Here is an 11,911-nt window from a genome sequence, read left to right on the forward strand (position 1 = left end):
CCGATTGAACCGGTGTCGAACCATCCAGAGGCAAGATCATGTCGTTCCTCACACTCACGGACGTAGCGAAATCGTTCGGCGATCTGCAGGCAGTCGCCGACGTGAACCTGTCGGTGGAAAAAGGCGAATTCGTTTCGTTGCTCGGGCCGTCCGGCTGCGGCAAGACCACCACGTTGCAGATGATCGCGGGCTTCGTCGAAACGACGCGCGGGCGCATCACGCTCGACGGCCGCGACATCACGCACATGAAGCCGAACAAGCGCGGCCTCGGCATCGTGTTCCAAAGCTACGCGCTGTTCCCGCACATGAGCGTCGCGGACAACGTCGGCTTCGGGCTGGAGATGCGCAACGTCGACAAGGCCGAGCGCCTGGAGCGCGTGCGCGAAGCGCTGGCGCTGGTGCGGCTCGACACGCTCGCGCATCGCTTCCCGCGTGAATTGTCCGGCGGTCAGCGGCAGCGTGTAGCGCTTGCACGCGCAATCGTGATCGCGCCACCCGTGCTGCTGCTCGACGAACCCATGTCGAACCTCGACGCCAAACTGCGCGAAGACATGCAGTTCGAACTGCGCGCCATTCAACGCAAGATTGGCACGACCACCATCATGGTCACGCACGACCAGTCGGAAGCGCTGTCGATCAGCGATCGCGTGGTGGTGATGGAAGCCGGCCGCATCACGCAAATCGACACGCCCTACGAAGCCTACGAGCGCCCTGAAAACCGATTCGTCTCGCAGTTCATCGGCAAGGCCAACATGCTGGCGGGCACGGTGGTGGCACGCAACGGCGACGCGATCCGCATCGACCTCGGGCACAACCTTGCCGAGACCGGCAACACCGCGCAACTGCCGATGCGCGAGCGCGTGATCGACGTCGGCGATGCAGTGACCTTGTGCATTCGCCCGGAAAAACTGCGCCTGTGCGCACCGGACGCGGGACGTCTGCCGGCCACCGTCACAAGCCGCTTCTTCCTTGGCAGCCAGTGGCTGTATCGCGTGGATAGCCGCCTTGGCGAAGTGCTGGTGTGCTGCCAGAACGAGGGTACCGAACCACTGCCGGAAGGCGCCGCGGTCGGTGTCGACTGGAACAGTGAAGCGATCCGCTTCGTTCAACGGGATGCGCATCATGGCTAGTACGCTGCCCGCCACCAACAACAACGGCACGAAGGCCGGCAATGCGCGCCGTGCACCGTGGCAAGCATTTTTGCCGTTATGGCTGATGTGCGCGCCGGCTTTCCTGTTGTTCGCGGCACTCGTGCTGGTGCCGCTCGTGATGACGCTGGTGCTGACCTTCTATCGCTTCGACCCGGCAAGCGGTCCGCTCGCGGCGTTCCAGTTCGGCAATTACGCGGAGGTGCTGGGCTCGTCGTATTTCCATACGATCTTCTTGCGCACCTTCGGCATCGCCTTTCTGACCACCCTGCTGTGCATTGTGATCGGCACGCCCGAAGCGTACGTACTGTCACGGATGCGCGACCCGTATCGTTCGATGTTCCTGCTCGTGATTCTTGCGCCGCTGCTGGTCTCGGTCGTGGTGCGCGCATTCGGCTGGAGCATGCTGCTCAACAGCGACGGGCTCGTGAATCAGGCGTTCCGCCTCGTGGGGCTCGGGCCGTACAAGCTCGAATACACCACCTTCGCGATCGTCATTGCATTGGTACACGTGATGCTGCCGTTCATGGTGATTCCGGTGTGGACCGCGTTGCAGAAAATCGATCCGCAAACGGAAAACGCGGCGCTTTCGCTGATGGCGTCGCCCGCCACGACCTTGCGCCGTATCGTGTTGCCGCAACTCACGCCAGGCATTCTGTCGGGCAGCCTGATGGTCTTCGGCCTGTCGGCGAGCGCCTTCGCGATTCCCGGCCTGCTCGGCGGACGACGTCTGAAAGTGGCCGCCACCGCGGTCTACGACGAATTCCTCGGCTCGCTGAACTGGCCGCTCGGCGCGACCATCGCGCTCCTGTTGCTGGTCGCGAATCTGATCGTGATGCTCACTTACTACCGGATTCTGGAGCGCAAGTACACCAGAAGTCTCGGTTAATTCATTGGCTCATTCATCACATCACCGAGTGAGAACATCATGAGAAAAAACGGCCCCGTTGCGCTGATTTTCCACACGCTCGTCATTGCCTTCGTACTCGCGCCGCTCGTGATCGTCGTGCTGGTCGCCTTCACGCCCGACGAAACACTCACGCTGCCCACCCACGGCGTTTCGCTGCGCTGGTTCCGCGCGATCCTCAATTACCCGGACTTCGTCTCCGCGTTCTTCAACAGCCTGAAGCTGGCGTTTGCCTCGGCGACGTTGTCGCTGATCGTCGCTTTGCCCGCTGCATTGGCGATAGGACGCGCGCGCTTTCCCGGCCGCGGCTTTCTCAACGGACTCCTGCTGTCGCCGCTGGTGATTCCCGGCCTCGTGCTCGGCATCGCACTGCTGCGCTTCTTTGCGCTGATCGGCGCGACTGGTTCGTTCGCTTGGCTCGTGCTCGCGCACATGATCATCATCACGCCGTTCGTGATGCGGTTGGTACTGGCCTCGGTCAGCGGCCTTGACCGCAGCGTCGAACACGCGGCGCACTCGCTCGGCGCCGATGCATGGACCACGTTCCGCCGCATCACCTTCCCGATGATTCTGCCCGGCATTACCGGCGGCTGGCTGCTCGCTTTCATCAACAGCTTCGACGAGTTGACGATGTCGATCTTCGTCACCTCGCCGCAAACCGTCACGCTGCCGGTACGCATGTACATGTATGCGACCGAATCGATCGATCCGATGATGGCTTCGGTCTCCGCGCTGGTGATCTTCATCACTGCCGGCGCGATGTTGCTGCTCGACCGTGTGTACGGGCTCAACCGGATTCTGATCGGACAGCACTGATGTCTTCTACTGCCCTCTCTCTCATGCCGTCGAATTTGCCGTCTTCCGATGCTGCCGTGCCTAAGCGTGATGCGCAATTCGTTCGCGTCGCGGAAACACAGCGTGAACCGATCAGCTTCTTCCTCGACGGTCGCGAAGTCACCGCGCTGCAAGGCGATACGCTGCTGACCGCCGTGTTGATGCAACAACGCCGCGTGCGCGAAAGCGAATTCAGCGGCGCGCCGCGTGCCGGTTTTTGCCTGATCGGCGCATGCCAGGACTGCTGGATGCGCACCGAAGGCGGCACGCGTTTGCGCGCCTGCTCGACGCTCGCCACCCAAGGCATGCGCGTGGTCACGCGGCTCGCTGAAGCTGCCGTCGCGGCGGTTGTACAGGGAGACGCACAATGAGCAACGACCGCCGCGTGGTCATCGTCGGCGCGGGACCGGCAGGCGTGCGCGCCGCTGAAACGCTCGTTGCTGCCGGCGTCAGGCCAATCGTGCTGGATGAAAATGCGCGCTGGGGCGGACAGATTTACAGACAACCGCCTGCGGACGGCGGCTTCAAACGCTCGAAGAAAGCGCTCTACGGTTTTGAAGCCCACAAGGCCGACGCGCTGCATACGACGATGGCCGCGCTTCTTCCGCACCTCGACTATCGCCCGGACACGCTGGCGTGGGCGTGCGAACCGGGTCGACTGGCTACGCTGCACGCGGGGCGCGAGATCGGCGTACCGTTTTCGCATCTGATCATCGCGAGCGGCGCCACCGATCGCGTACTGCCGGTGCCGGGCTGGACGCTGCCCGGCGTCTACACGCTCGGCGCGGCGCAGGTTGCGTTGAAGTCGCAAGGCTGTGCGATCGGTCAGCGCGTTGTCCTGGCGGGCACGGGTCCGCTGTTGTATCTCGTTGCGTACCAGTACGTGAAAGCCGGTGCACAGGTCGTGGCTGTGCTCGATACGAGCCCGCTGTCGCAGCAGATCGCCGCAGCGCCGAAACTCGCTCGGGTGCCGTCGACCTTTGCCAAAGGCCTGTATTACGTTGGCTGGCTGAAATTGCGTGGCGTGCGGATCGAACGCAATGTGGCTTTGATCGGCATCCGCGGCGAGCACAGCGTGAAGGCTATTGAATGGCGTTCATCAGTCGACGGCTCCAAAGCCGAAACCATTGCATGCGACGCGGTCGGCATCAGCTTCGGCCTGAAGCCTGAAACGCAACTCGCCGATCTCGCCGGTTGCCGCTTCCGTTTCGACGCCCACAACCGCTGCTGGCTGCCCGAACTCGACGGCGCCGGCCGCAGTTCCGTACGCGGCATCTATCTGGCGGGCGACGGTGCGGGCATCGCGGGCGCCGACGCTGCCGAACTCGCGGGCCGCCGCGCCGCATTGGCCCTGCTCGACGACCTCGGCATCGCGCATCCACGTGGCGTGGGCATGCGCGATGCGGCTTCGCTCGACCGCAGCTTGCAACGTATCGCTGTGTTTCGCGAGGGCATTGAAGCGGCATTTGCACCGCCGGCAAAATGCGCCGCGCAATGGCCCGACGACATGACCGTATGCCGCTGCGAAGAAATCGATGCGGGCACCTTGCGGCGCTGCATCCGCGGTGGCGAGGCGAACGAGATCAACCGCCTGAAAGCGCTCACACGCGTCGGCATGGGCCGCTGTCAGGGACGCATGTGCGGCGAAGCGGCGTTGACCCTGCTCGCCGAAGAGACCGGCAAGCCGCTCGAAGCGGTAGGCCGCTTGCGCAGCCAGCCACCTGTCAAACCGATTCCGCTGTCGCCCTCGATGTATGCCGATGACGTCGCCGAGATTCCCGAGGAGGCGCGCGATGAGTGACACCCTGCACTACGACGTCGCGATTGCGGGCGGCGGATTGGTCGGCTCCTCAGCGGCGTTGGCGCTGGCGCGGCGCGGTTTGCGTGTAGGCCTGTTCGAGCGGCGCTATTGCGGCGCGCAGGCAAGCGGCGTGAACTACGGCGGCGTGCGCTGCCAGGGACGGCCGGTCGAACAGATGCCGCTCGCCATGCGCGCACGGCGCATCTGGGATCGCTTGCCGGAGCTGATCGGTATTGACGGCGAATTCACCGTATCGGGACATTTGCGGCTAGCCCGCAGCGAAGCCGACATCGCCGCGCTCGAAGCATGGGCCGATATGGCACGCGGTTATGGACTGCAAGCGCAATTGATCACCGGCGCCGCATTCCGGCAACGCTACCCATGGCTGGGCGCAGCGGCAATCGGCGGCTCCTTGTGCGCAAGCGATGGTCATGCGAACCCGCGTCTCGTGTCGCCAGCGTTTGCGCGTGCCGCGCGAGCCGCAGGCGCCGACGTGCGCGAGCAAACCGAGCTGACCGGGATCCATCACGACGGCACGCGCTTCCAGTTACGAGCGGGTGACACACGTATCAGCGCCGACTGGCTGATCAATTCCGCCGGTGCGTGGGCGAATACGGTGGCGGGCTACTTCGGCGAAACGGTGCCGATGAAACCGATCTACCCGAACATGTGGGTCACCGAGCCGCTGCCGCTCTTCATCACGCACAACCTTGGCGTGTACGGCGGCGGCATCTATGCGCGGCAAGTGGCGCGCGGCAATTGCGTGATCGGCGGCGGCCGCGGACATGGCGACGGCGAATACGGTCAGCCGTCCACGGAAACCACCCGCACCGTGATGCGCGATGCGTGCGCGCTGCTACCCGCTTTGCGCGAGGCGCTGCTGATCCGCACATGGAGCGGCGTGGAAGGCGAAACACCCGACAGCAATCCGATCATCGCTGCAAGCCGCACGGTGCCGCGTCTGTTGCATGCGTTCGGTTTTTCGGGCGGCGGGTTTCTGCTGGCGCCGGGTGTCGGCGAAGTACTCGCGGATCTCGTGATCGACGGCACCACGCCCACTCCGCTCGACGCTTTTTCGATCAATCGCTTTGCTGCTGTTGCCACCCCGTCTGTCGCTTAGTCATCGCTTAATCATCATTTTGAAAAACTCAGGAGCCTATCAATGAAACTGTTCAGGACGATCGCGGCGTTGGCCGCATTGTGCGCATTCGGCGCGGCCGCGCCGGCATGGTCGGAGACCAAGACGATCTACATCGGCATGAACGGCGGTCCGATGGAAAAGGCCTATACGAGCCAGGTGCTACCGGACTTCGAGAAAGCCAACAACGTGAAAGTCGTCGTGGTGCCCGGCACTTCGTCGGATATTCTCGCCAAGCTGCTCGCCAACAAAGCCAGCCCGCAAATTCACGTGGTGTTTCTCGACGACGGCGTGATGGCGCGCGCGGTCAGCATGGGCGTGTGCAAGAAGCTCGACGATGCGCCGGTGCTCAAAGAGCTCTATCCGTTCGCCCGCATGAAGGACGACATGGGCGCGGGCGTGCAACTCGGCATGACCGGCATTGCGTACAACAAGAAACTGTTCGCTGAAAAAGGCTGGGCGCCGCCGACTTCGTGGATGGACTTTGCCGATCCGAAGTACAAGGGCAAGGTGGTGTTCCAGTCCGCGTCGAGCAGCACCTTCGGTCTGCACGGCTTTCTGGCGATCAACCGTTTGATGGGCGGCAGCGAGAAGAACGTCGAACCGGGCTTCACGAAATGGGCTACCACGGTCGGCCCGAACGTGGTGGAGTACGTGCCGAACTCGGCGAAGATTTCCGAAATGGTCCAGACCGGCGAAGCGGGCCTGTTCCCATTGACCCCGACCGGCGTGGGCGATCTGCAGGACAAGGGCATTCCCGTTGGCTATGTGAATCCGAAGGAAGGTCCGGTGTTGCTGCTGGTCGATCTGTGCGTGGTCAACAACAGCCCCGATCCGCAAATGGCGCAGAAACTCGCGCAGTTCCTGCTCTCCGCGCCGGCTCAGACCAAAGCCGCCGAGGCCGGCAAGCAGATTCCAACCAACCGTCTCGCGAAGATGACGCCGCCGATGCAGCAAAGCCTCGGCAACGTCGACGATCTGGTGAAGAAGGTGACCGTGGTGGATTGGGACACGATCAATGAGCATCGCGCGCAGTGGGATACGCGCTGGAATCGGCAGATCGAGCGTTAAGCAGCGCTGACGCATGTGCCGGCACGCCGGCACATGGCACGAGCGCCGCACTTCGCTGCATCAATGATGCGCGCGCCTTGTCAGCTGCACCTGCAAGGCGCGCGTTTTCGTTTCCATTTGCACAGCGCGTCAGAAAATCACCGAAATCGACACCCCGAGCCAGATCGCCACGACCCCCGCAAGGAACATGTGCCGCGCGATACGGATGCGGGCGTCGCTGGTTTCCGGCTCGACCGGGCTCGTCGCCATCCACGGCACGAGACCGAGGCAGCCGAAGCCGATCATCGCGAACACGAAGACCATGATGTCGGCGAATCGCCATTTGGTCGGCTCGTACAAGCCCCAGTAGCCGAGAAAGACGATGCCGATCGAGAAGATGGTCGCCGAGGCGGCACTGAGCGCGGGCACCGATCCGATTGGACTCGGCATGCTTCACCTCCGATCTTTAGACTGCTGCGGCCATCCCCATGCCCGGACATTCGGGTCTGCTCATTCAGGACGTACGGGTCTGCCTCGCTTCATACGTCTTCAGATGACTGTAGGCGATACGCAGCAGCGACAACCCGTGCTCGCCCTTCTGCGCATCACCGCCGCGTGAGATCAGATCGCCAAGAATGTGATCCGCCTCGGTATGCGAGTGGTTTTCGACGTCGCGCAGCATCGAAGCCGTGAGCGGCGAAGGCGTAAAGAGCGTTTGGGTGGCGCGGGCGTCGAAGTCCAGCCCCATCGTAAAGCCGTTGTGCTCGGCCACCCCGCGGCACTCGCCGAGCAGGTTTTCGATAATGCGCTTGCCGTCCGGCGCGGCCAGAATATCGCCGACCGAACCGCGCATCAAGCATGTGCCGGCCGCCAGGGCGGCCAGAAACACCCACTTTTCCCACATGCGCAGCAGGATGTTGTCGCTGACCAGCGCGTCGAAATTCGCATCGGCCATCGCGTCCGCGATCGCCTGGACGCGCTCCGACGTGCCGCCTTCCAGTTCGCCGAAGGTGATCGCCTGCACTTCGTTCAGATGCACGATGTGCTGCTCCGGGCTGAGCGTCGCCGCGATCATGCATTGGCCGCCCAATACGCGCGACGCACCGAACTTCTCCTTCAGCACGTCGATATGGCGCATGCCGTTGAGCATCGGCAAAATCAGCGTCGACTCGCCGACCAGCGGTGCGAACGAGTCGATCGCGTCGTCGAGACTGTAGGCTTTGCAGCTCAGCAGAACCAGGTCGAACGGCTCCGCGCCGACGCCGGCGAGAATCGTTTTGACGTCGCGCAACGTGAGATCGCCGCGGGCACTGTTGATGACGAGACCGTCACGCTTGAGCTTTTCCGCACGGCCGGGGCGCACCAGGAAGGTCACGTCCTGGCCCGCCGCTGCGAGACGTCCGCCGAAGTAGCCGCCTACGGCGCCCGCCCCTACTACTAGAATTCGCATCTTTGGCCTCTTGATAGATTTAGGTCACGCGCGCCACGCCGATGAGCAAAGGCCTCAACGGCGCGTACGCAGTGCGTGTGTGCAGAAATGTAGCAAAGATTGACGATGCGCATCGGCCACAAATGCGGGGCCGATTTGCTGCAGTGCACTGCGACCGCCCTTTTCCGCCTTGTTTTTTACGTCAGATCAATCGCCGCGCCGCCAGCCGCCCCTTCCATCATGGGCTGCCTATAAGAATGCTCAAGCGGCGCACGCCTTGCAAATCAGCCTACAGCGTGCCGCACATGGTGCCGCGTCGTCCACACCGGGATCGGGGTCGTAGACCACCTTGTGCTTACTCATCGATAAAACGCGTCCGGCAATTGTTCACGTGCGGTGGTGTCGTGCGTGACACCATGCAGATTGCCGAGGCGGATCGGCAACGCCGGGCCGCCCAGTTCGATGATCACCTGACGGCACGCGCCGCACGGTGCGATCGGTCCGTCCGTATCGCCGATCACGGCGAGCGCGGCGAACTGGTCGCGCTGATACCCTGCGGCGATGGCGCTGAAAAACGCTGTACGTTCAGCGCAATTGCACAGTCCGTACGAGGCATTCTCGACGTTGCAGCCGTCGAATACGACGCCATCCCTGGTCAGCAGCGCGGCGCCGACCTTGAATTTCGAATAAGGCGCATAGGCCTTTTCTCGCGCGACACCCGCGCGTTCCAGCAGTTGTTCCATGTTCATGCAACGATCCTCGATTCAATCCGGCGTTAGGAATATGCCTGCAATCGTGGCACTCATCAGGTTCGAGAGCCTCGTGGCGAACACGACACGCAGACCGTGGCGCGCGACTTCGGCGCGGCGTTCCGGCGGCACGGCGTTCCGGCGCGACGGCACTAAAGCCGCCCGTCAGCACCGCTGATCGAAGCAAAGTTCGCGAGGCCGCACAACGCAACGACAGAATCGCAATGGTACGCGGATCGAGCGCCTGCGGGCCGGCCGCGCTCACGCTCGCGCTCGCGGCGACCCAGTGCTGCCGCAGTGGAAATGAAGAACGGCCCGCCAGAGTAATCCGGTGAGCCGTTTTGTTTTGCCACCTGCGCGGTGCGGTGCAGTGCGATGCGCTAAAGCAACCGATACGCCAGTCGCGCCGCCGCCCGCGCCGTGCGCTTGTCCTGATCGAGCGACGGGTTGTACTCCGCGATATCCGCCACGCGCAGCTTGCCCGACGCACGCACGCGCTGCACCATCGCTTCGACTACCGACAAGGGCACGCCCAACGCGGCAGGCGCCGATACACCCGGCGCAGTAGCGGCTGGGAGCACGTCGAGGTCGATGGTCAGATAGATGTCATCCGCTGAATCCAGCAACTGCTGGAGATCATCCAGACGCTGCGGCAATTGCGGCTCCTGCATGTCGATGTCGAGCACGTAGCGCACGCCGAGTCGCTCTGCATGCGCGAACAGCGAAGCGGTGTTGCTCAGATCGCTGATGCCGAAGCAGGCGTAGTTGAACGGCACACCGCGTTCGACGCAGTCGTTCGCGATCTGATCGAACGGCGTACCCGAATTAGCGGGTCGCTTCTGACGCAGATCGAAGTGAGCGTCGAAGTTGACGATCAACAGATTGCGCGTCGCCGCTGAAGTGGCCGACGTGGCCGCGGCTCCGGCACCTATGCACGCTGCCCCAGCCACGCGATCCTGATGCAAGCGAAAGCCGCCATACGTTCCCCACGCAACCTCGTGGCCGCCGCCAAACACCAACGGCCGGCCGCCGCTCGCAAGCACGTCGCTCACTACATTCGCGAGTTCCGCCTGGGCGCTTTCGAGGTCGCCGTCGTCGCATACCACATCGCCCGCATCGGCGAGCGTCGCCATCGACGTCTTCGCCGGCAAGCCCGCCAGCGCGCGACGCAGTTCCTTCGGCGCGTGAGCCGCGCCAGTGCGCCCCTGATTGCGCCGCACGCCTTCGTCGGAACCGAAGCCGACGAGCACCGGCGCATCGCTTTCACTGCACGGCGCGCCACGAAAAACATCCTCATGCTGCACCGTGCCGCTAAACGCCACCACCTGGTTGAAAACACGCCGCGTATCGCCGGGTTCACCATCGTCGGAACGCCCGGCCCATACCGTGTCATCGAATGGAACTCTCATGCGCGCGACAACACGGCCTGCAGAAAAGCGCGCGTGCGCGGCTGCGACGGTGCCGAGAAAATCTCCGCGGGCGGCCCCGCCTCGACGATCACGCCGCCGTCCATCACCACCACCACGTCGGCGACTTCCTTCGCGAAACCCATCTCGTGCGTGACGACCACCATCGTCATGCCTTCGCTCGCGAGCAGCTTCATCACCTGCAGCACCTCGCCGACCAGTTCGGGATCGAGCGCGGAAGTCGGCTCGTCGAACAGCATCACACGCGGTTGCATCGCCAATGCACGTGCAATCGCAACGCGCTGCTTCTGACCGCCCGACAAGCTCGCCGGCATCACATGCGCCTTGTGCCCGAGGCCGACTTTTTCCAGCAACGCGAGCGCCGCCGCTTCGGCTTCCGCCTTGCTGGCGCCACGCAACATCCGCGGACCGACCGTGATGTTATGCAGCACCGACAGATGCGGAAACAGATTGAACGACTGAAACACCATGCCTACTTCGGTGCGCAGCGCATTCAGCGAATGCTCCTTGAGCATCGCCCCCTGATCGACCAGCCGATGCCCGCAGATATCGATCGTACCGGCTTCAGCCTGTTCAAGCCCGTTGCAGCAACGCAAGAACGTACTCTTACCCGAGCCGCTCGGCCCGATCACCACCACGACCTGCTGCGGTTGAATATCAAAGTCGATGCCGTTAAGCACCGTATGCGAGCCGAACGATTTTTTCAGCCCGCGAATGCTGACGATCGATTCGTCCGCTTTGTTGGCTACGGTATTCATTGCACCATCCCCCCTGCACGCAAGCGACGCTCCACACGATGCAGCGCGTAATTGGTCACCTGCGTCAATACCAGATACACCAGCGCGATCGCCAGATACACTTCGAGCGAACGGTACGACACGCTGATGATCTTCTGGCCTTCATGCATCAGATCGTCGATCGTCAGCAACGACACCAGCGCCGAGTTCTTGATCAATGCGATGAACTCGTTGCCAAGCGGCGGAATCATTCGCACGATTGCCTGCGGCAGGATGATTGCGCGCATGGCCTGCCCCGACGACATGCCGATGGAACGCGCCGCCTCCATCTGCCCTCGATCCACCGACTGAATCGCCCCGCGCACGACCTCCGACACATACGCCGCCGAATACAAGCCGAGCCCCAGCATTCCGCACACGAAAGCCGGCAATAGAATGCCGAATTGCGGCAACCCGAAGAACAGCAGGAATAGTTGCACGAGCAACGGCGTGCCGCGGAAGAACGTCAAATACGCAGTGCACAACCCGTACACGATGCGCCGCTGCGGCGTGAGCCGGCCGATGCCGATCAACAGGCCCAGCAGGCAGCTCAGCCCGAGCGAGGCGGCGGTCACTTCGACCGTCACCAATGCGCCATGCATGATGTCCGGAAAACCGGCAATCACCGGTGAAAAATCGAGTTCCATTATTT

The 11,911-nt window shown here is 63.0% G+C and carries 13 protein-coding genes and 1 pseudogene; 7 read left to right on the forward strand and 7 right to left on the reverse strand.

Going from position 1 to position 11,911, the window contains the following annotated elements; translation table 11 throughout:
- Positions 1-38: 38 nt before the first annotated feature.
- The 7 genes from ACAX43_RS15615 to ACAX43_RS15645 are packed head-to-tail and all read left to right on the forward strand — an operon-like array spanning position 39 to position 6,899.
- Positions 39-1,130 carry an ABC transporter ATP-binding protein gene (locus tag ACAX43_RS15615; RefSeq protein WP_370709292.1) on the forward strand — a complete coding sequence of 364 codons (1,092 nt, stop codon included), beginning with the start codon at positions 39-41 and terminating at the stop codon, positions 1,128-1,130.
- Positions 1,123-2,037 (forward strand): ABC transporter permease, encoded by a 915-nt coding sequence (locus tag ACAX43_RS15620; RefSeq protein WP_370709293.1) that lies wholly within the window; start codon positions 1,123-1,125, stop codon positions 2,035-2,037. Before ACAX43_RS15615 ends, ACAX43_RS15620 begins: the two co-directional genes overlap by 8 nt.
- Before the next feature lie 39 nt (positions 2,038-2,076).
- The gene (locus tag ACAX43_RS15625) at positions 2,077-2,871 is read left to right on the forward strand and encodes an ABC transporter permease (protein ID WP_370709294.1); all 795 of its coding nucleotides are present in this window, start codon (positions 2,077-2,079) and stop codon (positions 2,869-2,871) included.
- 23 nt (positions 2,872-2,894) lie between these two features.
- Entirely contained in the window at positions 2,895-3,260 is a 366-nt protein-coding gene (locus ACAX43_RS15630) for a (2Fe-2S)-binding protein (protein ID WP_370709344.1), read from the forward strand.
- A complete protein-coding gene (locus ACAX43_RS15635; protein ID WP_370709295.1) occupies positions 3,257-4,690 on the forward strand; it encodes an FAD-dependent oxidoreductase in 1,434 nt (477 codons plus the stop codon). The genes ACAX43_RS15630 and ACAX43_RS15635 overlap by 4 nt, the downstream gene beginning before the upstream one ends.
- Positions 4,683-5,810: an NAD(P)/FAD-dependent oxidoreductase gene (locus ACAX43_RS15640; RefSeq protein WP_370709296.1), complete on the forward strand. Its 1,128-nt coding sequence runs from the start codon at positions 4,683-4,685 to the stop codon at positions 5,808-5,810. The genes ACAX43_RS15635 and ACAX43_RS15640 overlap by 8 nt, the downstream gene beginning before the upstream one ends.
- Positions 5,811-5,852: 42 nt before the next feature.
- Complete coding sequence (locus ACAX43_RS15645) at positions 5,853-6,899, forward strand: ABC transporter substrate-binding protein (protein ID WP_370709297.1); 1,047 nt, start codon at positions 5,853-5,855, stop codon at positions 6,897-6,899.
- 129 nt (positions 6,900-7,028) lie between these two features.
- On the opposite strand, the gene ACAX43_RS15650 is transcribed toward ACAX43_RS15645, so the two are convergent.
- From ACAX43_RS15650 to ACAX43_RS15680, 7 genes and pseudogenes are all read right to left on the reverse strand, one after another.
- A complete protein-coding gene (locus ACAX43_RS15650; protein WP_370709298.1) occupies positions 7,029-7,328 on the reverse strand; it encodes a hypothetical protein in 300 nt (99 codons plus the stop codon).
- Between the two features lie 64 nt (positions 7,329-7,392).
- Positions 7,393-8,328: a 2-dehydropantoate 2-reductase gene (panE, locus tag ACAX43_RS15655; protein WP_370709299.1), complete on the reverse strand. Its 936-nt coding sequence runs from the start codon at positions 8,326-8,328 to the stop codon at positions 7,393-7,395.
- Between the two features lie 338 nt (positions 8,329-8,666).
- Complete coding sequence (locus tag ACAX43_RS15660; RefSeq protein WP_370709300.1) at positions 8,667-9,056, reverse strand: cytidine deaminase; 390 nt, start codon at positions 9,054-9,056, stop codon at positions 8,667-8,669.
- A gap of 15 nt (positions 9,057-9,071) precedes the next feature.
- Positions 9,072-9,330, reverse strand: a pseudogene (locus tag ACAX43_RS15665) (nucleoside transporter C-terminal domain-containing protein); the annotation flags it as partial.
- A gap of 106 nt (positions 9,331-9,436) precedes the next feature.
- Positions 9,437-10,465, reverse strand: a complete 1,029-nt coding sequence (gene hutG / locus ACAX43_RS15670) for a formimidoylglutamase (protein WP_370709301.1) — start codon at positions 10,463-10,465, stop codon at positions 9,437-9,439.
- Positions 10,462-11,241, reverse strand: coding sequence for an amino acid ABC transporter ATP-binding protein (locus tag ACAX43_RS15675; RefSeq protein WP_370709302.1), 780 nt, complete (start codon positions 11,239-11,241; stop codon positions 10,462-10,464). The genes hutG and ACAX43_RS15675 overlap by 4 nt, the downstream gene beginning before the upstream one ends.
- A complete protein-coding gene (locus tag ACAX43_RS15680; protein WP_370709303.1) occupies positions 11,238-11,906 on the reverse strand; it encodes an amino acid ABC transporter permease in 669 nt (222 codons plus the stop codon). Before ACAX43_RS15680 ends, ACAX43_RS15675 begins: the two co-directional genes overlap by 4 nt.
- Positions 11,907-11,911: the final 5 nt, after the last annotated feature.

The sequence above is a fragment of the Paraburkholderia sp. IW21 genome, assembly GCF_041321145.1.
Lineage (GTDB): Bacteria > Pseudomonadota > Gammaproteobacteria > Burkholderiales > Burkholderiaceae > Paraburkholderia.